This window comes from Streptomyces sp. NPDC005898 (genome assembly GCF_040629635.1).
GTDB lineage: Bacteria > Actinomycetota > Actinomycetes > Streptomycetales > Streptomycetaceae > Streptomyces.
This window is the reverse complement of the sequence record NZ_JBEXWC010000003.1, coordinates 251,811-271,437: the sequence shown is the minus strand read 5'-3', so window position 1 is coordinate 271,437 and position 19,627 is coordinate 251,811. Positions and strand designations below refer to the sequence as shown.

23 protein-coding genes are annotated in these 19,627 nt (G+C 67.0%); 4 read left to right on the top strand and 19 right to left on the bottom strand.

What is annotated here, in order from left to right:
* Positions 1 to 4 precede the first annotated feature (4 nt).
* A complete protein-coding gene (locus tag ABZ385_RS06520) occupies positions 5 to 1,543 on the bottom strand; it encodes a terminase family protein (RefSeq protein ID WP_358910028.1) in 1,539 nt (512 codons plus the stop codon).
* Positions 1,530 to 2,072 (bottom strand): hypothetical protein, encoded by a 543-nt coding sequence (locus ABZ385_RS06515; RefSeq protein WP_358910026.1) that lies wholly within the window; start codon positions 2,070 to 2,072, stop codon positions 1,530 to 1,532. Before ABZ385_RS06515 ends, ABZ385_RS06520 begins: the two co-directional genes overlap by 14 nt.
* Before the next feature lie 113 nt (positions 2,073 to 2,185).
* On the opposite strand from ABZ385_RS06515, the gene ABZ385_RS06510 reads away from it, so the two are divergent.
* The gene (locus tag ABZ385_RS06510) at positions 2,186 to 2,899 is read left to right on the top strand and encodes a hypothetical protein (protein WP_358910024.1); all 714 of its coding nucleotides are present in this window, start codon (positions 2,186 to 2,188) and stop codon (positions 2,897 to 2,899) included.
* A gap of 828 nt (positions 2,900 to 3,727) precedes the next feature.
* Here ABZ385_RS06510 and ABZ385_RS06505 read toward each other — a convergent pair.
* Both ABZ385_RS06505 and ABZ385_RS06500 read right to left on the bottom strand, forming a co-directional pair.
* The gene (locus ABZ385_RS06505; RefSeq protein WP_358910022.1) at positions 3,728 to 5,167 is read right to left on the bottom strand and encodes a ParB N-terminal domain-containing protein; all 1,440 of its coding nucleotides are present in this window, start codon (positions 5,165 to 5,167) and stop codon (positions 3,728 to 3,730) included.
* Complete coding sequence (locus ABZ385_RS06500) at positions 5,164 to 5,829, bottom strand: ParB/RepB/Spo0J family partition protein (RefSeq protein ID WP_358910020.1); 666 nt, start codon at positions 5,827 to 5,829, stop codon at positions 5,164 to 5,166. Before ABZ385_RS06500 ends, ABZ385_RS06505 begins: the two co-directional genes overlap by 4 nt.
* A 148-nt stretch (positions 5,830 to 5,977) precedes the next feature.
* Here ABZ385_RS06500 and ABZ385_RS06495 point away from each other — a divergent pair, with 148 nt between their 5' ends.
* Positions 5,978 to 6,442, top strand: coding sequence for a hypothetical protein (locus tag ABZ385_RS06495; RefSeq protein WP_358910018.1), 465 nt, complete (start codon positions 5,978 to 5,980; stop codon positions 6,440 to 6,442).
* 324 nt (positions 6,443 to 6,766) lie between these two features.
* On the opposite strand, the gene ABZ385_RS06490 is transcribed toward ABZ385_RS06495, so the two are convergent.
* Both ABZ385_RS06490 and ABZ385_RS06485 read right to left on the bottom strand, forming a co-directional pair.
* A complete protein-coding gene (locus ABZ385_RS06490) occupies positions 6,767 to 6,943 on the bottom strand; it encodes a hypothetical protein (RefSeq protein ID WP_358910016.1) in 177 nt (58 codons plus the stop codon).
* 128 nt (positions 6,944 to 7,071) lie between these two features.
* On the bottom strand, positions 7,072 to 7,926 hold the full coding sequence (locus ABZ385_RS06485; protein WP_358910015.1) for a DNA ligase: 855 nt from the start codon (positions 7,924 to 7,926) through the stop codon (positions 7,072 to 7,074).
* A 29-nt stretch (positions 7,927 to 7,955) separates the two neighbouring features.
* Between ABZ385_RS06485 and ABZ385_RS06480 the strand changes: the two genes are divergently transcribed.
* A complete protein-coding gene (locus ABZ385_RS06480) occupies positions 7,956 to 10,457 on the top strand; it encodes an NACHT domain-containing protein (RefSeq protein WP_358910014.1) in 2,502 nt (833 codons plus the stop codon).
* Between the two features lie 343 nt (positions 10,458 to 10,800).
* Here the strand turns inward: ABZ385_RS06480 and ABZ385_RS06475 are convergent, their stop codons facing one another.
* Positions 10,801 to 11,157, bottom strand: coding sequence for a hypothetical protein (locus ABZ385_RS06475; RefSeq protein ID WP_358910012.1), 357 nt, complete (start codon positions 11,155 to 11,157; stop codon positions 10,801 to 10,803).
* Positions 11,158 to 11,548: 391 nt separating this feature from the next.
* On the opposite strand from ABZ385_RS06475, the gene ABZ385_RS06470 reads away from it, so the two are divergent.
* Positions 11,549 to 11,764: a hypothetical protein gene (locus tag ABZ385_RS06470; RefSeq protein ID WP_358910010.1), complete on the top strand. Its 216-nt coding sequence runs from the start codon at positions 11,549 to 11,551 to the stop codon at positions 11,762 to 11,764.
* Between the two features lie 879 nt (positions 11,765 to 12,643).
* Here the strand turns inward: ABZ385_RS06470 and ABZ385_RS06465 are convergent.
* From ABZ385_RS06465 to fabG, 12 genes are all read right to left on the bottom strand, one after another.
* Positions 12,644 to 12,913, bottom strand: coding sequence for a hypothetical protein (locus ABZ385_RS06465; protein ID WP_358910008.1), 270 nt, complete (start codon positions 12,911 to 12,913; stop codon positions 12,644 to 12,646).
* Positions 12,913 to 13,080, bottom strand: coding sequence for a hypothetical protein (locus ABZ385_RS06460; RefSeq protein ID WP_358910006.1), 168 nt, complete (start codon positions 13,078 to 13,080; stop codon positions 12,913 to 12,915). Before ABZ385_RS06460 ends, ABZ385_RS06465 begins: the two co-directional genes overlap by 1 nt.
* A 158-nt stretch (positions 13,081 to 13,238) precedes the next feature.
* Positions 13,239 to 13,559, bottom strand: coding sequence for a VRR-NUC domain-containing protein (locus ABZ385_RS06455; RefSeq protein ID WP_150220454.1), 321 nt, complete (start codon positions 13,557 to 13,559; stop codon positions 13,239 to 13,241).
* Positions 13,556 to 13,825: a hypothetical protein gene (locus tag ABZ385_RS06450; RefSeq protein ID WP_358910004.1), complete on the bottom strand. Its 270-nt coding sequence runs from the start codon at positions 13,823 to 13,825 to the stop codon at positions 13,556 to 13,558. Before ABZ385_RS06450 ends, ABZ385_RS06455 begins: the two co-directional genes overlap by 4 nt.
* Positions 13,826 to 14,025: 200 nt before the next feature.
* On the bottom strand, positions 14,026 to 14,214 hold the full coding sequence (locus ABZ385_RS06445; protein WP_358910002.1) for a hypothetical protein: 189 nt from the start codon (positions 14,212 to 14,214) through the stop codon (positions 14,026 to 14,028).
* 59 nt (positions 14,215 to 14,273) lie between these two features.
* Positions 14,274 to 14,483 carry a hypothetical protein gene (locus ABZ385_RS06440; protein ID WP_358910000.1) on the bottom strand — a complete coding sequence of 70 codons (210 nt, stop codon included), beginning with the start codon at positions 14,481 to 14,483 and terminating at the stop codon, positions 14,274 to 14,276.
* Positions 14,484 to 15,603: 1,120 nt separating this feature from the next.
* Positions 15,604 to 16,479: a hypothetical protein gene (locus ABZ385_RS06435; RefSeq protein WP_358909998.1), complete on the bottom strand. Its 876-nt coding sequence runs from the start codon at positions 16,477 to 16,479 to the stop codon at positions 15,604 to 15,606.
* A gap of 100 nt (positions 16,480 to 16,579) precedes the next feature.
* Positions 16,580 to 16,795, bottom strand: a complete 216-nt coding sequence (locus tag ABZ385_RS06430; protein ID WP_358909996.1) for a hypothetical protein — start codon at positions 16,793 to 16,795, stop codon at positions 16,580 to 16,582.
* Positions 16,792 to 17,025: a hypothetical protein gene (locus ABZ385_RS06425; RefSeq protein ID WP_358909994.1), complete on the bottom strand. Its 234-nt coding sequence runs from the start codon at positions 17,023 to 17,025 to the stop codon at positions 16,792 to 16,794. Before ABZ385_RS06425 ends, ABZ385_RS06430 begins: the two co-directional genes overlap by 4 nt.
* Positions 17,026 to 17,133: 108 nt before the next feature.
* Positions 17,134 to 18,090: a ParB/RepB/Spo0J family partition protein gene (locus tag ABZ385_RS06420; protein ID WP_358909992.1), complete on the bottom strand. Its 957-nt coding sequence runs from the start codon at positions 18,088 to 18,090 to the stop codon at positions 17,134 to 17,136.
* Between the two features lie 316 nt (positions 18,091 to 18,406).
* Complete coding sequence (locus ABZ385_RS06415; protein WP_358909990.1) at positions 18,407 to 18,751, bottom strand: hypothetical protein; 345 nt, start codon at positions 18,749 to 18,751, stop codon at positions 18,407 to 18,409.
* A 135-nt stretch (positions 18,752 to 18,886) separates the two neighbouring features.
* Entirely contained in the window at positions 18,887 to 19,597 is a 711-nt protein-coding gene (gene fabG, locus ABZ385_RS06410; protein WP_358909988.1) for a 3-oxoacyl-ACP reductase FabG, read from the bottom strand.
* Between the last annotated feature and the right edge of the window lie 30 nt (positions 19,598 to 19,627).

Sequence of the window (19,627 nt, the reverse complement as noted above, 5' to 3'; positions counted from 1 at the left end):
CTCCTCAGCGTCGGTCTCGACCCCGTCGGTCCTGGTAGGCGGTCGCGGCGCCTCCGGCGTGCACTGGATCTGCGAGCTGGGTGAGGCCGTGTACTGCGGCGTCCATCCGGTCCGGGCTGTCCATCCCGGCCACCCAGGTCACCATCTGCTGTTCGAGGGTGGGCCACTCACCGACGTGGTGCACTCGGCCCTGTTCGTAGAGCTGGGCGATCGGTTCCGCTCGCAGTCGCTTGCCGCTCTTGGCGGTCACGGGCAGCACCGCGGGCATGAGCATGTTCTCGGTGCGCTCTTCCCGGGCGAGCTCCTGCCACGCCTGGTGGAGGATCTGGCTGCTCATATCTCCGCCGAAGTTGGACTCGACGACGATGGCGTCGGCACGCAGCTCGATGGCGAGTAGGCACGCTTCACGGCCCCAGGCGTCCGCGCCTCGGTTGGCGGAGCGGTCGTCCAAGACGTAGAGGTGTCCGTCGCGGTCGCGGGCTGCGGCCACGATGCCGGTCTCATCCCCCACCGCGGACTCGCCGCCCGCGGGGTCGACGGCGACGACGATCCGCGTGAGGTCGATGCCACGGAACTGAGCTGCGGAGATCCGGTTGTTCGTGATCCACGACCACTGCCATACGCCGCCGGCCTGGGGACGCGGCTGCTGCATGTACAGCGACCACCACACGCGCTCGCCCACCGAGCGGCGGATCTCGGCGAGGGCCTCGGCGTCGTACCGCTCGGGCCACAACGGCGCCCCGATGGGACGCTGAAGGGCGTCGTCGGCCGAGAGGGCGACGGCGGGCAGATCGATGACGGTCCACCGGTCGCCCTCATCAGCCAGGACCCGTCCGGCGAGGTCGTCTTCGTCCCAACGGGTCTGGATCAAGATGACGGAGCCACCCGGTTCGATGCGGGTCAGCAGGACGGCCTGCCACCACTCCCACAGCCGTTTGCGCATCGTGGGCGAGGAGGCTTCGGCCGCGTCCTTGATCGGGTCATCGACCACCGCCAGGTGGGCACCCTTGCCGGTGAGGCCTCCGCCGACACCGGCCATGACCGCGCCGCCCTCGGTTCCGGTGAGGTCGAAGCGGTTGGCGGCGGACGAGCCGGACCGCAGGCTGATACCGAGCTGGGACTGGTAGTTGAGGATCGCGTCCCTGATCCACCTGCCGTGATCGTCAGCCAGGTCGGACGAGTAGCTGGCGATCATCACCCGGTGCTCGGGACGGCGCCGCAGGTACCAGAGCGGCGCCCACCTGGCAGCCCTGCGGCTCTTGCCGTGCCGCGGGGGCATCGTCAGCAGGAGCCGTGTCGGCTTGCCCGCGGCCACCTGCTCGAAGGCGGCGTCGATCAACCCCAGGTGCGGGGCCTGCATTTCGCGGCCGTCGGTGAGTACGGCAGCCATCGCCCCTGGCGAACGGTCCATCGCCAGCTCACGCTCGATACGCACGAGCCGGGCACGCAGTTCGGGGGTGGAGGCGGCGGCTATCTCACGGCGGCGCTGAGCGGGAAGCGTCCGGTAGAGGTCGAGAACCGCCGCTTCGTCAGCCCTTCCCACCCTCGCCACCGGCGAGGCTGATCAGGCGCTCCAGCTCATCCAGGCCCGCGGTCTCCACCTGCACCGCGCCACCGTCCGGGCCGGACACCTCCGTGCGCACGGGCCGGTCCAGGCCCAGGAGGCGGCTACTGCGCTCGATGATGCGGACCGCGCGGTCGACGGCCTGATAGTCGCCGTTGCGGATCGCGGCCCGATAGACGCCGAAGAACAGCCGCTCCAGGCGCTCCACCATGAGCTGCCGCAGCTCGTCGGTGCGGTCGTCCAGGGCAGTGGTGCGCTCGGCCAACGCCTTGGAGACGTCTTTACAGGCGAGCTCGATGAGCCGCTTGTCGGTGGGCGGCTCGTGCTGCCGCTTGTACTTGTCGATGCCGTACCCCTGCGGGTACGCGACGCCATCTGTGTTGATCGCGGGGTCGGCGGCGAGCTTGCGGCCGATCGTCAGCCAGTCGACTCCGGCGAGTTTGAGGTCGATGGCGTCGGCGCGGCGCTGAGTGATGGCAGCCCGGGTGGCCCGGTTGGGGCGGCCCATGACACAACTCCCTGGACCCGCACCCACGTCCATGATCCTGTAGTGGAGGGGTGGGGCGTATCGCTTGCACGCCGGTCCGACCGGAGGCGGTCTAGGGCGCCGGAAAGCTGCCCGTGGAGTCGACTGAGAGAGGTACTGTCGTGCTCGTGAGGGTTCACGGGACGACGCCGCTTCCGCGCTCCGTCCTGCCCCAGGTCGAGATCCAGCCCTACGTTGAGATCCACCCCCGCCTCAACAACCAGCGTGTGTTGAACCCTCCGAGGTTGGCGCTACGCATGGCGAGGTTGCCGTCGTATCAGAACCCCGCACCGTCGGGAGACCCGGACTTCGTTGTCCTTCGCGGTGGCGAGCCGCTGGTGGTCGTCGAGGCCAAGGTCAGCGCCATGCGGGCTCACAACGCCGCTGTCCGTGACCTATACGCGGCCATGGCGCTCGCGGAGCTCACCGACAACGTCTTTGAAACGGCTGCTGGGTGTGAGCTGGCCGTTGTCGATGAAGTGCACACCATGTCCGTGTTCCAACAGCCCGAGGTGCCCAAAGCCAGCGAGTTGGACGCGATCATTCTTGTGTCCAAGGCTTTCCTCAGAACCATTCAGGAGTGGGCGAGTTGGCGGTGTGCAGCTCATCGATGGCTGGCTGCCCTTGCTTGTCTGCTTTCCACCGTGCGTCGCTCTGGATGTTCGTACCGCGACGCCGTTCTGAAGACCGACACGTCGCCGTGCGGGGTGGCACGACTTGCCGCGCCTCGGGTGCCGCGCGCCCCGGGAAAGTGCATCCTTCCCTGCCCCCGCCATCCTCAGGCGCAGGGATATGCACTAGCGGCTTGACCCGAGCGGGACGGGCAGCTGCGCTGCCCACTGACTCCGGTCCGAAGAGGTATCTCTGTGATCCGCAAGTTGGTTAACCTCGCCCGTGCATTCAAGAATGAAGTACAGGAATTCCGCTCCGAGTTCGAATGGGATGGTGAAGGCTGCGTTCCACCCTGGGATGTAAAGGAGGTAGAGGGGGGAGAGGTAGCCGACGAGGACTAGAAAGCGTTTGCCTTCTAAGCTCTCTTATTGGTGAGCTGTCACCAGCCCATGGGAGGAACTGTGCCCGTTCGGCTTCGGTGAACGGGCACAGTCGCCTTTCAGGCGAGTCTCAACTGCTCAGGGCCTGCCGGATGCGGTGGCTCTGGAGGCGTTGCGTCTGGAACGTCCCGGTGATTTCGGAGCCACCAAGCGAACTGCCAGTTGCGGCAGGTTCGGTAAAGTCGTGATTTTCTCCCTGGTGCATTGGTGGGTATGGAGTGCTCTCCCCATCCGGTGATTGGTGTGGCGTTGGTGAGCCTGACGCCGAGTCCGGAAACAAGTGCATCCCCCTGCCAGGTCTCGCCGGGCGCGTACTCGAAAGCGAGGTGGGCATTGCGGGCCCAGTTCCACGGGATCGGTAGCGCACACAAGTACCAGGCTGCAGGCGGATGCTGGACCGGCAGGTTTACTGTCTGATAGCACAGTTTGCTGCTGACGTATGGTCGGTCGCAGACGGCAAACGCCTTGAGGCAATGCTGTGTGAGGTCGACTTCGCGTATGCCGGCCAGCCACATGATGCTGTATCTGTCGCGGGCCTCTATGTCTATGCGAACCCGGCCCGAGTTCGCCCCCAGTGTCATTTTATTACCCCTCCATTGTAGAGTTCCTTTCCTTGGTCAATTCTATCAGAATTGACGATATACCTTCATGTTTGCCATGCCGGAATTCATTGGGGTATGGCATGTTGAATTCCTCCGAAAATGCCTTTTCGTAATCCTCGATGGGGAGGGGGCGTGGCTTGCGGCAGACAGCTTTAACGGTGGCGCGACTGGTGTCGCTCATCTCTACTTCTTCGAAGTAGCGGGAGAGGAGCCCGCGCAGTGACTCAGGGGTGTGGTAGCGGATGCGTTGCCACTTTCCCTTGACAAAGCGCATATCTACGTTGTGGGCGTCCAGGAACGAGAGCCGGGTCGAATCGCGGCTGATGGAGTGCTCGGACTTCTCGTACGCCATCTCGCGCTCAAGGTTGCGTGTGCCGACGCAGACCTGCCCGTCCGGTGCGCACAGGGCATTCACCGTGGTCAGGACCCAGTGCTGGTAGTCCAGGCTCGTCGTCGCGTTGATCACCGAGTCGAGCACCACGACCTCGTACAGACCGTTTGCCCGAAGCTCTCGTTCGATGCCCCGGAGCTGGCCGACGATGGTGCGGATGTCGAGGGAGTACTTGCCCTTGAGGGTGCGGTAGGGCTCGTAGTCCTGCACCCGGTACCCCTTGGCCCGCAGGTGCCGGGCGTAGTCGCCGTGACCGGCCCCGAAGTCGACGACTCGGTGCGAGGTGGTCAGCCACGGCAGCACGAGCCGTTCCCATACCTCGGACTTGTAGCGGACTTGGTCGGCTTTGGCCTTGGAGGAGTGCTCCCGCAGCCGGTTGGGCTGGACGATGTGCTGATTCCACACCGGCGCCTGCTCTTCGAGGCCGGACCAGTCGTAGACGCCGTACTCCCCGGTCAGGTCCTCAACGAGCTGGCCGGCGTCGAAGGACGCGACCGTCCACGCCAGGACGTCGAACCGCTGGGACTTCGCGACGGCGGCGTACTCGGCGTTCAGCACGATACGGCCCTGATCGTCGATGACGACCGAACCCCACGGGCCGTGGGCGGCAGTCATGAAGCCGATCGCCTGCTGGAACGGCAGGTTCTTGGACTTCTCAACTTCGATGGTCTGCCACGGAATCCAGCACCACTGCCCGATTGGGCCCGGCTCGGCGTACACCACCGACGACTCGGTCTCGACGCGGTTGTGAAGGAGGTTGAACTTGATCTCGTCCTGAAGCCTGACCTTCTGCGGGAGGATCATCGCCGGGGTTGTCTCCAGCCCGACCGCCTTCAGCCCCTTGGTTCTCTGGTGGCCCGCGACCAGTGTGCCGTCGGCGTTGAGGATCACCGGCTTGACGACGCCGTGGCGCCGCAGTGAGGACTGAAGGCGCACGAAGGCATCCCCGGACAGGCGACGCGGGTTGTATTCCGCGGGCCGCAGCTTCGCCAGCGGATAGGCAGGGTCGAAGCGGACATCGAGGGACTTCACGCGGCTTCCCCCTCCGGGGCGCGGTGCTCCTCGTTGAGGACGTGCCACCCGAAGCCCATGTCGGAGTCGTGGTCGCCCACGAACGCCTTGTACAGGGCATCGAGCAGCTCGACCTCGGCCTGCGTGATGCGCACGCGCGTGGATGACCACTGGAGGTAGCCCCACTGCAGGTACTCGACGGTGGCCGCCGCTCCGGTGCCGGCGCCGTCGGTGGGAAGTTCGATCGGCTCGGGGAGCGCGGTCTCGTCCAGGAGCTGGTCGAGCTGGTCTTGGTCGTAGCCCGTGCCCTTCAGGTCCGGCAGGTCCTGGAGGATGTCCGCGAGGAGGAGGGTGTCGTATCCGGCGAGGTCGCTGGTGCGGTTGTCGACGACGACGATCTTCGCTGCTGCCTCGTCGTCCACGTCGAGCCAGGTGACGGCGATCTGGGCCCAGCCGAGCTGCTTGGCCGCCTTGTAGGTGTGGTTACCGGCGAGGATCTCGTTCGGGCGGCCCGTCAGCGTGCCGCGGTTGACGACGATCGCCCGGTATTGGCCGTGCGTGGACAGGGACTCGCTGATCGAGTCGACGTCACCGGTCCGCGGATTGCGGTGGTAGGGAACCAGCTCATCGACGGGGACGGCAAGATCAGCGAGCGAGGCCGGTATGCGAGAAGCGGTGGGCATGAGGCTCCAGCCCCGCGCCCGTGACCGAGCCTAGGTGATCAGGCGGCGACGGCAGGGCTGGTGCCCGCAGGCACCGGCTGGCAGCAGTCTGTTTCGGCAGGCGCCCGGCTCGGGGGGTGAGCCACCGCGCGTCGCTGCCTTCTGGGCCATGGAGGAGGAATCCGAGGAGCTGTACGCGACCGCGCAGGTGCTCCTTGATGCACAGACCGGGTCGTTCACCAGTGAAGTCAGCGAACTGCTGGACTACGTCGGGTCGACCCTGCTTGTCATGGACCGGGTGACCGTGAACCCGCAGTGGCGTGGCCACGGCCTGGCCTCCGTACTCGCCAGCGAGGCAATTCACCGGCTCATGGCCGGGTGCCGGGCGGTCGCCTGCTCGCCCGGTATCAGCGACCTGGGTGGCCCGCATCCCATGGACCGGTCCGAGTGGGACCGGGTGACTGCCAAGATCACCCGGGGATGGGAGCGCATCGGGTTCCGCTTGTACCGCGACGGCGTCTATCTGCTCTCCCCGACCTCGCAGGAGCTGGAGGAGCAGCGCGGCGTACTCCGGGGGCAGCTCGTGGAACTCGGCGCCTCTTGGCGACGAGCCACATCCGCACCGCCACCGTGAGCGCGGGTACCGCGGTCGAGATGGACACGGTAGAAGGTCATCGTCCCGACAGCGGCATCCTCCACAGTGCACAGGGCGCAGTCTTCGCCGGCGCAGGCGTTGGACGCAGCCGGATCGGTTGCGTCGTCGTGAGTGCGTCGGCGGTGGAGGATGGTCACGTCCCACCGCTCCAGCGTGTCGGTCTGCGGGGTATCGGCAAGCGCATCGTCGTAGGAGATGCGTAGGCGCAGCTCGGAAGGGTCGCCGGGCACCGAGGAGGGCTCGGTCACGGCGGCAGCCTAACGAGGCGGAGACGACCACAGCAGGCTCCGGGGCTGGGCGCGGTCAGGCGATTCTGCCTGCGTCGAGGACGATCAGGAGCCCGCCGAGCGCCATGTAGACGATCCAGCACCGCCCCCACAGCGCAGCGTCGGCTGTCGTTGTCGGCCTGGCTCCGTCCTCCCGGCTCTGCGCCACGGAGTCGATGAGTGCCAGCATCTGCGCGTGTACGTCGTCCGGCATTGCCGACAGCGCGACATCGGCTGCTTGAGCAAGGTCTACCCGGTGCATTCGGCCCCCTGGATCGTGTTGGAGAGCATCACGTCAGGGCGAGGTCACGGCGAACTGGTGTGCCTGTGGATAACCCCAGGTCACCGTACGCGTGTGACGGCCACCGTCGCGTGCCGTGTCATGCCGGCCTCCACCTCGACCACCAGGCCCGGGTCCGTTGTCTGGTAGTCCTCGCCGTCATCTGTACGACCGCGTCTGCTTGGGCCGGCGTCGGCGACGAGCCGCGCGATCTCAGCCGCCAGGGGTGCGGCCAGGGCCTGTGACAGTGCGCTGCGCCCGTCTGGCAGGACCACGGCCAGACGACGTGGGCGGTTGGCAGGTCCGACGTAGCCGATAACGTTTGCGTCGACGGTCTCGCTGTGCCTGAGCTTCCCCCAGACCCTCGTGGCTCGGTAAGGGCTGGACGCGAGCTTGGCCACCACGCCCTCGATGCCTTGATCGGGAAGGTGCTCGTACCAGGCGAGCGCGACCTCAGGATCGTCGGTGGCGGGTACGGCCTGGATCGGGGGCGGTACTGGGGCGAGAACGTCGAGGAGCGCGGCTCGACGCTCCGTATACGGGCGGGAGCGAAGATCGACACCGCCCGCCATGAGACAGTCCCACACCACATAGTGGGCGGGGTACTGAGCGGCGAGCGCGGAGGCACGTTTCGATGTCGAGTTTCCCCGGGCCCGCGCCGCCGAGAAGGAGAGCCGCCCGTTGACCCAGACGACCGCCTCCCCATCGAGCACCGTCCCGGGCGGCAAGGTGGCTTGGCCGGCCACCGCTAGATCCATCCACGCGGAAGTGACCGTGCGCGCCGACCGGGTGTGGCAACGCACCGTCTCCTCCCGGTGCAGGACCAGGCGGTGACCGTCGTTCTCCAGACTGCGATGTGTCTCACGAGACATGATCGGCGGCATGAGCAGTTCTACGACGCATGGAAGTGGTTCCATGCGCGTCTCTCCTCATCCATGATGACCAGGTGCGTGATCGGATGCTTAAGTGGTCAGGGGCAGCTCTTTTCCTCGCGCTCATGCTCGGGGCGATCATCTATCTCTGGACTGGCCCGCTCGAAAGGGCGGACCAGGCGGCAAGCGTGGTCAGTTCGTTGGTCGCGCTCCTGGGAGTTCCTCCCGCCGTTGTGGTTTTGTGGCAGTTATGGCACAGGCGTCCGGCGACCAGCCGGTCGGTGTTGGAGGAGGCTGCCGGGCAACTGGCGGTGGCGCTGCGCAACCAATGGGATGCCGAGGCCGCGGTACGGCGGATCAACGACCCTTACCCGCTTCCGGTGGCTTGGCAGCCCGCGGACAGTGAACTGCAAGAACCCTGGACGCATTTGGAAGAGCTGGCTCGATCATGGCCGGGTGGGCCACCTGGCGACCCGGCCCGCTGGCCGCGGGACGTCGCAGGGCTGGCCGGCCAGGACGGTGCGATCGGCGAGATATTCACCGATCGGGTCCCCACCCGCCGACTAGTGATCCTGGGCGAGCCGGGATCGGGCAAGAGCGTGCTGCTGATCCGACTGCTACAGGACCTGCTGGCCCGCCGCACCGACGGCGAGCCTGTGCCGGTGCTGTTCTCTCTCGCTTCCTGGGATCCGCATCAGCCACTGCAACGATGGCTGGCCGATCAATTACGCCACTCGCACCCCGGCCTGCGCGAAGCCGCCACAGCCACCACCGACCGCAGCAGGCCCGGTGACCTCGCCGAGGCACTGCTGGAAACCGGACGCATCCTGCCCTTGCTGGACGGTTTCGACGAACTTCCGCTCCACCTGCACCCATTCGGTCTGGACGCCCTCAATCGGGCTCTCTCCGCCCGCAGGCCGCTGGTCCTGACCACCCGGTCCGACGCCTACCGGGCCGCCCTCACCGGTCCGGGCACCGCACTCCGCCTCAACGGCGCCGCCGCCATCCGCCTGCTGCCCTTGGACGCCGCACAGGCCGCAGCCTACCTTCGCCGCGACACGGGTGGCCCGCACACTCCCGGCGCCGCCCGATGGAACGCGGTGATCGATCAATTGGGCACTGCCGGTCCGGTCAGCCAGGCGCTCAGCACCCCTCTGGGCCTCTTCCTGGCCCGTACCATCTACAACCCCCGCCCCAGCACGGATCTCCACCACACCGCGCCGCACCCGGACGAACTCTGCGACACCGCGGCGTTCCCCGACCGTGCCGCCGTCGACCGGCACCTCTTCCACGCCTTCATCCCCGCCGCCTACACCCCGCACGGCCCGCGCCCACCCCGCTGGAGCCCCGAGCAGGCCCTCCGCGCCTTCACCTTTCTTGCCCGCTTCCAGGAAAGCCACTGTCACAGCAGCCCCGACCTGGCTTGGTGGGAATTGAGACGGGCCGTCCCGTCAACCATCCGGCGCCTCATCGGCGGACTCGTTCTCGGCCTCGTGGGTGCTTTCGCAGGCGTGGTGGGGGGATGGAGTACGGTCAAGGCACTGGCCGTGGTCACGGGCGGGACCGCAGGAGCGATCATGGGCAGGCGCATTTACGGCTCTGTCGGCGCTGTCCCGCTCGGGCTCATCGGGGTGACCGTTGGTGGTCTCGTGCTGATGCTCGCAGAAACGCTGATGTGGACCGTCCCATTGCTGCTTGGCGCCTATCAACCGGAGGTCTCGGGCAGGACCGGCCTTCTCACCGGCATCATGCTGGGATGCCTAATGTTCCATCCGGCCAAACGTCCCAGTTCACCGCGCGTCGGAATGCGGCAGTTGCGTGACGCGCTTGTGGGCGGACTTTGGGTACTCGTGCTCTTTCTGACTTTGGCCGTGCTCTGGCTCCGGGTCGATTATGACCTCGTGGGTGTACTCGTGGGCGGGCTGGCAGGTGGGCTGACAGGTGAAATCACGGGCCGGTGTCTCCGCCGGCAAGCGGGTGGGCTGACGCCCGGGTTCTTGGGGGGAATGGCGGGTATCTTGCCGCTGAATGTCTACAGCGCAACATTTGCGCTGTCCCAAACCGCTCAGAGCGTCGCTCTGTATCTGATCCCACTGGTGGGCGCACTTGCGGGAGGAGCACTGGCTACCGGCATGCGCGGACCTACGCCAAGAACCCCTGATTTGACCTCCAACGTCGGGCCGACAAGGCTCTTCGACTCGGACCGGCGCGCCATCCTCGTGCTCAGTGCTGTCTTCGCACCGATGGCTGGGGCCGTCTTCGGATTCATATTCGGAACCGACTTCGGAGGGGAATTCGGGTTCCCGGGTGAACCAGCATGGATCGATCTCTCGGTTCGGATCAAGGTTGGATTCGTGGTAGCCGCTGCAGTCGCATTCGCGTTCGGAACGGTGGCGACGGCCTGGCCCCACTTCCTGGTGGCGCAAACGTATTTGGCGGTGCACCGCCAGATACCACGGGATTTGATGGCCTTCCTGCAGGATGCCCACGAGCACCGCGGCATCCTGCGGCAGGTCGGGCCTGTCTACCAGTTCAGGCACATCGACCTGCAACGTCACCTCGCTCAACAACACTGACCGGCGCACGTCTTCAGCAGGTTGAAGCCACCCGTTCCGACTGTCCGACACCTGTCCGTCGGGCAGCTGAGACACTTGTGGAGTGTCTGGAGAACCGTCGAATTTGGGCTCGTACCACCAGCCTGTGCCCCTGGGCAGCTTGGACACGGACGCGGCGAGAGCAACGGCGAGGGGGTACTCCACGTCACCAGCCTCCGGCTGACCGCCGGTACCCGCGCGGCGGGATGCGCCGCTCGCCTGTCGGGCGGCTCGGATTTCGGCAGCGACCGTGTGACGGAGTGCCGCAGCTGGTGAGTTTCGCCAGCTGCGGCACTCAGCCCGCAAACGCAGCTACGCCCGATGGTCAGACAGCGCGTAGCCGCCGCCCCTGGAGAGCTTCCGGCTCCTCAATAGGAGTGTCGGAGGTGGCTTCTGCCGCCTCCGCTGCCGTGTCCTCGGCCGCGGGGCGGAACTTCGTCTTGAGGTGCGGCGTCGCCTGCATGGTGACGATCGTGAGTGCACTGGTTGCTACCACGGAGACCGCGACAAGCCCGGCGACGACTCGTCTCCCGTCGAGCAGGTCCGCGTGGCCGACCAAGTTCCGGGCGCCGTCGCGCAGGAGCGTGCTGTACCCGCCGCTCGCCGAGTTCGACAAGGCTGTCCCGGCCGCGCGCTTCACCAGCATCAGTTCCCAGACCGAGCCACCCCAGCGAATGTTCATGGGGGCACTGTAGGAGGCTCCGGGGAGAGAAGCGGCGGATTTCGCATACTCCTCCGCCCACCTACCAGCCCATGTCCTGGGCTTCGATGGCACGGCATACAGGCCGGTGGACTACATGACGGCTATGGCGTTTGCAAGGAAATTCGAACTTGCGCTCTAATCGGGGTATGGATCGCATGGACTTCCCTTCGGACCTCATGGAGGCCCAGACGGCTTGGTATGCCACGTACGAGAAGCTCGCTGACGCAGCGGTGGATGGGACGGCCGCGCATCGGAGGCGCCTGCTGAACCTCTCCCGGCTGATCGCCGCCCACCCCTACTGGGAAACGTCAGCAGGAACACCAGCGGCAAGGGTCGCGCTCTAGGAACTCGCACGCGCCAAGGCGCGGTCGTGAGCCTCACCGAGCGCCAGGTCCAGATCGTGCGCAGCGCGCGTGAATGGGTCGCCGAGTACGGCGAGGCTCCCTCGCTTCGTGAACTCGCTGAGGCGGCGGGCCTCTCTTTGCCCTCCTCAGCTCACTACCAGGTGGAGCGGATGCGGGAGCGGGGAGTGGTGGTAGAGACGCGAGGGCGCCGCAGTGGGCGATGCCCAAATTGCGGCCAGTGACGGGACGAGTTACCGATCCTCACGGTATGAGACAACGGCCCAGCCGCAGTAGCGGACCTCACCCACTCATCGTGGGCGAGCCATCCGGCACCGCCCCGCGACTACCTGCAGGCCCTGCTCACCCGTTGAGGGCGCTCCGAACGACATCACCCTGGCGCGGAGACCAGCGCCATGGTGCAGCTCAACCGCACAGACTCGGCTAACTCGCTGGTCGTGGGGCGATGTCAGTGCCTCCTGCTATCCCCTTGCCATGGCACTTTCACCAGAGTTACCCGCTGCTGTGTATGCCGTGCACCACCCACAGTTCGCCGCCGTCAAGACAGGCATCTGCCTGGAGCCGAGAGCGCGCCGAATCAGCGCACATCAGCGTCGTGGTTGGGTACTGCTCGCTGACTTTGGCACCCCCACTGCACTAGACGCCGCTGCCATTGAGCGATGTGTCCTTGATGGCCTCGCGACTCCCGTATGGGAGGCATCGGGGTTCGGTGTTCGCGAGATCGACGGTCTGCCTGGCCACGGCCGAATTTCGGGTTGCGTCCACTGCGGAGCCCCGCGGGCCACGCCTTCACTCCGCTTACGAAAAGAAGGGTTCCTGACCCCCGAGCAGATGCCGCAGGGCGGCAGCTCTGAGACCCGCGACGCGCGGCTGGTGAGCCCGGCGCGTATCCAACTGGCACTGTATTTTGCTGAGGAGGCCCAGCGCACCCGTTACTACCCCGGCCCGAGGGAAAGCAAGGACGCCTTCGAGGTGCGGCGTCTCCAGGTCGCCAAGTGGGAGGAGACGGCTCGCCGTAACCGTGCCGTCCGTTGAGCTGAGCTTTTGCCGCTCCCGCGCCCCATGTGCGCCATCGGTAAGTAGCTGTACAACGGCGGAAGTGATCACGGTGCCGTAGCGGCTCCGACGTATCGGGCGTAGACGTCGATGGCCTCGTCGTCATCGGTCCTGATGGTGGCTTCGAATGCGCCGGCGGGGCGGAACGCAGCGAGCTTCCCTGTGCGAATGCGGTGAGCGAGGTTGGAGGCCCGATTGCTGTTGGGGTGCGTGTCGACGTGGGCCCACTCGCCGGGACGGTCGCGGAGCGCGGCGGCGGTCTCGTACGTCGCGTGGTGGGACCGCTTGTCGGGCAGCGGCGCGAAGCGGGCGTGCATCAGTGTTCTCCGGCGTGGGGCAGGGTGGCTTCGGCGAGCTGCCGGATGCGGGCCGACAGGCGCCACTGGTCATCGGTGAGGTGTTCGCACAGGGCGTTGGCCAGGCGGGCGATCTCGGTGAGTGCCTGTTCGGGGGGTGTGTCTCGCGTCGGAGACGGGGGTTCCATCTCTGGCTCCTCGCTCACGTCAGCGGTTGTTGCAGCGGCAGGTGTTGGTGATGGGGTTGAACCAGCTGTCGCATGAGCCGCACCAGCTGGCGCCGGGCATGGGCGGGATCTGGCTGGCCTGCTGGGAGCGGTTGTGCATGGTGTGGGGGCTTCCTCGGTCAGAAGGTTTCGGGGAGTTCAGCGCGGGGGCCGTCAGGGGCGAGGACAGCGACGATGTGATCAAGGTCTGTGGGGCGCCACAGCGCAGTCTCGAAGCCACACGCCCGGAGGTGCTGGAGCCAGTCGCGCTGAGCGGGCCGTATCCGCCCGGTGTTCGACTTGAACTCGGCAAAGATGGTCCGCTTGGCCTTGGGGTGCCCGTAGACCTCATCGGGCCAACCAGCGTCACTGCGCCGGGAGTTGTGCGTGTGGTAGGTGAGCGTCCAACCGCGAAGGGCGGCGATCTTACGGACGTGGCACCGGAACTGTTCTTCGGTCACGCGGCGCCCCGGCGTCGTGGTGTGACTGCTGCAAGGAGGACGGCACGGTGGGCTTCGGCGTCCGGGTCGGGCTGCGGTTCGCGGTGATGCAGCGGTACTGGACGCTGGCTGCGGCGGTGGCGTTCCTTGAGGAGTTCGGGCAGCGGGCGCCGGGTCTCCTCCCAGAGGATTTCGTGGACCGGGCGCCCGTACCGCTCGGCGATGTGCGCCTGGTACAGGGCGTCGTCTGCTGCCGAGGGTGTCTCGACGGGGTGGATGGCAGGCATCTGGTTCTCCATGGGTGGGCCGGGACCCGCTGGGGGCGGGTCCCGGCCGGAGGGGTGGCTCGTATCGGACGAGCCGTTCTGGGCGGGCGGGGCGCGGGGGGTCGCTGCCCGTCCAGAAGTCGGTTGGTGGTCGAGCCGTGCCCGGGCTCGATCACGTGAACGAACCTAACACGACTTTGTATCGCGACCTATTTCGGGGGTCAGTCGACGATCGTCAGTTCGTCGTCGTAGTACGGCAGCGGCTTGCGCATGCCGTCCCACAGGACCATGTTCAGTCGCTCGCCGAAGGGGACTGCTTCGGCGTAGCTGACGACGCGGCCGAACGGCCGCAGCTCACCCTGGGTCTTGGGGGCGACGGGGGTGACGATGGTGTTCTTGTCGAGCGTCATGACGTGCTCCTATCGGCTGCTGTTGGCGAGAGAGTCGAGGGCGACGCCCCACTCGGCGGTTACGGGTTCGTCGACGTGAAGCCTGACGCGCCATCCTCGAAGGTCGTGACCCGCCAGCACTCCGGTCCGCCGCCCATGGGGCGCTCGAAGTGCTGTACGCCTCCTTCCGGCAGAGGGATGGCGAGGCGCATGAGTCCCAGCTCCGTGGAGCGGATGACGTACAGGCCCTTGGTGAGGGCTTCGCAGACGATGCCGTCTACCAAATCCATGATGCAGTTCCTTTGGTCGTGACCTATTAGAGGTCAGGTGAGTGCGGCGTATCCGTCGCAAGTGGGGCAGGTGTCGCCGCTTTGGGGGTGGGTCCCGTCGGTGCAGTGCGGGCAGGGTAGATGGCGGCCAGTGCCGTGGCAGTGCTCGCATTCCCGCGTCCGCTCGTAGGGGCCGTGGTGGTATGTGACCAGGCCGGAGCCTTCGCACTCCCCGCATTCGGGCGCGAGTACGTCGAGCGCATCGAAGGCATCGACGGGCGCGATGGTGAGCATGCTTCCCCATTCCGTTCCGGCCCGCCCGGCATGGTGGGCCCCTCTTCCTGATGTGATAATTCTACTCTCTTTAAGGGAGGGTGTCCACTTCGGTACTGCGACTTACCCACGCAACTAGGCCTCCGCATCGCGGAGTTGGGTCACGTCGAACAAGTCCTGCTGCGCGAAGCGATCCGCCGGGCCCTCACCCGGCCCTGATTCGCAGTGCGCCAAGTGATCGGCGACCGTCCACCGCAGCCACCGCGGGGCGGTTCCAGCCCCGGATCCAGGCGCGCGACCGGGTGTTGAGGAGGACCGTCGCATCACGCTCGTGTCCAAGAGCAGCAGATGAGGCTTCACCCGATGCACGGTGCCGTCCTCATGGACCCACACGTCACAGACCTCGCGGTCCGCGCGGACCAGCATGGCCAGGCGGTGGATGTCCCCCCACCCAGGGTGCAAACCACCCGGCTTCACCCACAACCATGTGCCCGGCCCGACATCACCAGGCCCCGAGGGCACGTGGTTGAACGGCGGGCACTGACGTCGTTTACGGCGCGGCTTGGGCGGTCTCGCCGGCGGGTAGTGAGGGTGCGCCTGGTGGTACTGACGGATCTCCTCCGCCTGGGCCCTCAGCTTGTCCGCCAGGCTGTAGCAGCGCGGCCCGAAATGCCAGCTGCGCGGCAGTCTCTTCTCCCAGAACGTCGGGGAGCCGCACTGACAGCGCCCCTGCGTCAGGTAGGGGGCGGCGGCGCTGCACGGCCATGGCGTACGGCACGAGCGGCAGGCCCACGGCGAAGCCGCCGAGTCAGGGAGGTGCGCCCCCGGCAGGTAGATCGGGGGCGGCGGCACGTACGTGGCCATGTGCTCAGTCCTCTGTGTGCGCGAGCAGCGCCGCCGCCCCGCGTATCTGCCCCGGTGCCCAGGTGGAGCCGTCGAACGACAACTGGGAAAGGCGGGTCCTCCCTTGCCGCAGCGCGAGTGTGCACGCGCCCCAGTGGAAGTCGAGCTCCAGACGCCGGCTGCCGACAGCACCGTGAGGCAGACGCAACTCCGAGGGACGCAACGGGAGAACACCGTCATCCACCACGGCCGGGACGTGATGGCCGATCACATTGAGCAGCCGCCCGTCGCTGTGGAGGCAGCGGCCGAAGCATGTGAGCAGGGCGGCTCTCGTCGAGCCGACCACGAAGGCGTGCCGGGTCGACGAAGCACGCTGCCGGGCCCGGACCTGCACGTGCGGGGCGCAAGCGTCGGGTGTGCGGTGCAGCCAGAAACCGTCTCCGATCTCGTCGCGGTAGGTCCGGCCGAGGTCCCAGCCCTTGAGGTGACGCAGGCTGAACCAGGTCCATATCTGCCCGTGGTCGCGATAGCAGGTGTCGTCCGGGTCGTCCGTCATCCACAGGCGGGTGGTCGGTGCGGCTGAGAGCACGGTGCTGTCGGGGTATCTGGTGTCGATGCGGATCAAGACCTTGGCCGCGTTGAACGGAACCGGGTGCGGTGACGCCGAGAGGGAGTGGTTCAGCAGGGCGCAGGTCTCGCAGGCTCCTGCTCGCGGGCAGGAGCCGAAACCGCCCCACCGTGCGCGTCGCGTGTCGTAGCTCTCGAAGAGGGTCGCGTATGAGGTCGGGCGCAGAGCGCACTGCGCCCCACCCGCCCCCATGTGTGCGTTGAGGCTAAGGCGGTTGTACCCCTTGCCGTCCCGCGGGCGCTCGGGGGTGGGTTCGGGCAGGTAGATGGGCATGAATGCTCGTTCTCTCGGGAGTTGGGCATCAGCGAGCCGGTGAGCTGTCGCAGGGCAGGCCGCGGAAGGCGGCCACGGCCCTGTCGGCTCCCGCGGAGGGCTAGAACAGCTCGTCTTGGCCTTCGACGTCACCGGCTTTCACCGTGGGCTTGCGGGAGGGGCATCTGTCCGGGACGACTTCGCCGAAGAGGGCTTCGGTGCCGTAGGCGTCGGGTCGGGCCGGAATGCGTGCAGGCGCGTGCACGGGCAGCAAGTTCAGGGCGTCGTGATCGAAGTCGGTGCGCCACATGTCGGGCCAGTTCGGGCCGGTGCTCATGCGCGATCTCCTCGACTGGAGGAGTTGAGGACCGCGTCTGCCCAGTCGTGCATGAGGGCGGTCGCAGCTCGGCCAGCCGCTTCGCCTCGCGGCAAGCCGTCCTTGAGGTGCTTCAGGTAGCGGACTGCGGTGACGTCCAAGGCGTTGGAGGAAGTGAAAGCTTTCACCAGGCGTTCGATGTCCGCTCCGTGTACGTGGTTGAGGGCCTGGGCCGCGAGCGCGGCGATCATGCCCACGTCTTCGCCGAGCAGCTCGGCCTGGGCGGGGGTGAGAGGCGCGCCATGCGGCCGTGTCGTGTGAGGGGGCGAGCAGGGGAGCCCGCCCCCGGAGCGTGGTACTCAGGCGGCAGCCAGTTCGCGGTCGGCGCCGTCCTCGGCGGAGCTGTCCGCTTCCGCCTCCGGGTTGACGCTGACCAGCTCGCGGGCTTCGGCGTGCGCCTTGGCCTGCTTGAGCTGCCACCGCGCTTTGGTCAGCGACTCAGCGACCCGGTCCAGCTGGTCCAGCCGTGCGCCGACCTGCGTCTCCAGCGTCTCCGCGAGCTTCAAGGGCTTCGTCCGGGCGATCTCGTCCAGGAGTTCGCGGACCTGCTCGATCTTGTCGAGCGTGTTGCGGGTCTTCTTCTGTGCGGCGGCGCGTTCGGTGCGCTGCTCCTCGGTCATCTCCTCGACGACCAGGAGGACGGCTTGGTCCTGCTGCTGCTTCATCGCGTAGGCGAAGTGCACGATCTCGTTGTCCGCAGCGAACTCGCCGCGCACGAACTTGCTCAGCACGGAGCCCTGGTTGGCGAAGTTCAGCGCGGCGATCTGCACCGCCGCCTGCGTGCCGATCTTCCCGGCCTGCACCAGTTCCTGAATCTCGATACGCAGGTCAAGCAGGGCCAGGCGCAGCTTCACGTACGTGGTGGTCTTGGCGAAGTCGGCGGCGACGGTCTCGATCGTCGCGCCCTCTTCCTCGTCGAGAATCCGCTGGTAGCCGTGGGCCTCCTCGAACGGGGTCATGTCCTCCCGGGTGACGTTCTCCGACATGGACCGCTTGAACCGCTGGAGTTCGTTCTTCTCCGAGGTGATCGTGGCGCGGATCTTGGTGCGGCCGAGGATCTGGTGCGCGCGCCAGCGGCGCTCACCGGCGACGATCTCGTAGCCGCCGAGCTCGTTGTCGGGGCGCACCTCGATGGCCTGCATCAGGCCGTACTTGTCGATCGACGTGGCCAGCTCGTTCAGTGCGTCCTCGTTGAAGTACTCGCGCGGCTGGCGCGGGTTGCGGTGGACCTGGCTCATCTTGAGGACGCGCTGCATGGGGTGCTCCTTTGACTAGGTGGTGAGATTTCCTGCCCTCACCTTGTACCTAAATTCTACTCTCTATATAGGGGGTGTCCACTCCGGGAGAAGGCCGCGAAAGTGACCTCGATCACCAGCTGTCTGGGGGAGGTGATCATCACGCCTCCTGCCCTCTCGGCAGCGGTGACGGGCGTCTCGGGCGTCGGCACCGACCGGGTGTTTCGCCCGCCATTGGCACGAGGTCTTCGACGGTCTGCGCAGTGAGGCCCCGATGCCGAGGGGTCCGGAAACGCCTGTGGGCGTCGGGTTGTCCCGACGCCCACAGGGTGGTCATCTACTGCTCGTTCGAACTGCCCCCGCCCTCGGCCCACTCGCGCCATTGGCGCGCCTCCACGGGCCTGGCGGCGCTGAGAGCCTCCTGGCAGGCAGCGCGGATGGGGCAGAAGCGGCAGACACGCTTGGCCATGCTGGCCGCGACGGCCGTCGTGGCGTCGCCTTCCTTCGGCGGGTGCTGCGCGCACAAGCCGCTGCTCCATGCGATCGGCTGCGACATCGGTGCGGCTTGGCTGTGGAGGCCGCTGAGGGCGCGCAGAATCCCGGTCGCGTCGGTCTGGCTGGTACCCGCCACTCTCGGGCTGGGCAGTTCGGAGAGCGCCTTGATGCGCTCAACGTCAATCACTCGTCCCCCTGAAACGTCAGGACCGTGGTCAAGGGTCCTGCGAGGTGGCCGTCTGGCGGACGGCCATCAGCCCAAGGTCCAGGCGCCTTGGGTCCCCACGAGCGGCTTCCCCCTACGGCCCGGAGCCGCCAGGGGTCAGTGCCCCATGCCTACGCCGCCATCCACGGGCAGCACGGCGCCCGTGATGTAGGAGGCCTCATCGCTGGCGAGGAAGCGCACGGCCGCGGCGATGTCCTCGGGGCGGGCTGCCGACCCGAGCGGGATCTGGGCGAGGAGCGTCTTGATCCGTTCCTCTGGCAGGACGGCCGTCATGTCGGTGGAGGTGAGGCCGGGGGCGACCACGTTGGAGGTGATGTTGCGCGAACCCAGCTCGCGGGCCAGGGACCGGGAGAAGCCGATGAGTCCGGCCTTGGCGGCCGCGTAGTTGGACTGCCCTGCCTCGCCGAGCATCGCGACGGCGGAGGAAATGAAGATCATGCGGCCCTTGCGCGCCCGCAGCATGCCGCGCGTCGCGCGCTTGGCGAGGCGGTAGGCGGCCGTCAGGTTGGTGTCGATGACCGCGGCGAAGTCTTCTTCCGGCATCCGCATCAGCAGACCATCGCGGGTGATGCCCGCGTTTGCCACCAGGACTTCGACCGGACCGTGCTCGGCCTCGATGAGCTTGAAGGCAGCCTCGACCTGGTCCGGGTCGGTGATGTCGCACTGCACCGGCAGGATGCCGGGGACGGAGGGCGGTTCCCCCGAGCGGTAGGTGACCGCCACCTGGTCCCCGCCCTCCGCCATCATCTTGGCTATCGCGAATCCGATGCCACGGTTGCCACCGGTGATGAAGACGCTGCGGCCCATTGTGGGGTCACCTTCCAGGTCACTTTGACG

Coding starts and splice junctions, on each gene's coding strand:
- ABZ385_RS06515 (WP_358910026.1), bottom strand. CDS start 2,072: ATGGGCCGCCCCAACCGGGCCACCCGGGCTGCCATCACTCAGCGCCGC.
- ABZ385_RS06500 (WP_358910020.1), bottom strand. CDS start 5,829: ATGCCCACCGCTTCTCGCATACCGGCCTCGCTCGCTGATCTTGCCGTC.
- ABZ385_RS06495 (WP_358910018.1), top strand. CDS start 5,978: ATGGAGGAGGAATCCGAGGAGCTGTACGCGACCGCGCAGGTGCTCCTT.
- ABZ385_RS06490 (WP_358910016.1), bottom strand. CDS start 6,943: ATGCCGGACGACGTACACGCGCAGATGCTGGCACTCATCGACTCCGTG.
- ABZ385_RS06485 (WP_358910015.1), bottom strand. CDS start 7,926: ATGGAACCACTTCCATGCGTCGTAGAACTGCTCATGCCGCCGATCATG.
- ABZ385_RS06475 (WP_358910012.1), bottom strand. CDS start 11,157: ATGAACATTCGCTGGGGTGGCTCGGTCTGGGAACTGATGCTGGTGAAG.
- ABZ385_RS06465 (WP_358910008.1), bottom strand. CDS start 12,913: ATGCACGCCCGCTTCGCGCCGCTGCCCGACAAGCGGTCCCACCACGCG.
- ABZ385_RS06460 (WP_358910006.1), bottom strand. CDS start 13,080: ATGGAACCCCCGTCTCCGACGCGAGACACACCCCCCGAACAGGCACTC.
- ABZ385_RS06450 (WP_358910004.1), bottom strand. CDS start 13,825: ATGCCTGCCATCCACCCCGTCGAGACACCCTCGGCAGCAGACGACGCC.
- ABZ385_RS06445 (WP_358910002.1), bottom strand. CDS start 14,214: ATGACGCTCGACAAGAACACCATCGTCACCCCCGTCGCCCCCAAGACC.
- ABZ385_RS06440 (WP_358910000.1), bottom strand. CDS start 14,483: ATGGATTTGGTAGACGGCATCGTCTGCGAAGCCCTCACCAAGGGCCTG.
- ABZ385_RS06435 (WP_358909998.1), bottom strand. CDS start 16,479: ATGCCCATCTACCTGCCCGAACCCACCCCCGAGCGCCCGCGGGACGGC.
- ABZ385_RS06430 (WP_358909996.1), bottom strand. CDS start 16,795: ATGAGCACCGGCCCGAACTGGCCCGACATGTGGCGCACCGACTTCGAT.
- ABZ385_RS06425 (WP_358909994.1), bottom strand. CDS start 17,025: ATGATCGCCGCGCTCGCGGCCCAGGCCCTCAACCACGTACACGGAGCG.
- ABZ385_RS06420 (WP_358909992.1), bottom strand. CDS start 18,090: ATGCAGCGCGTCCTCAAGATGAGCCAGGTCCACCGCAACCCGCGCCAG.
- fabG (WP_358909988.1), bottom strand. CDS start 19,597: ATGGGCCGCAGCGTCTTCATCACCGGTGGCAACCGTGGCATCGGATTC.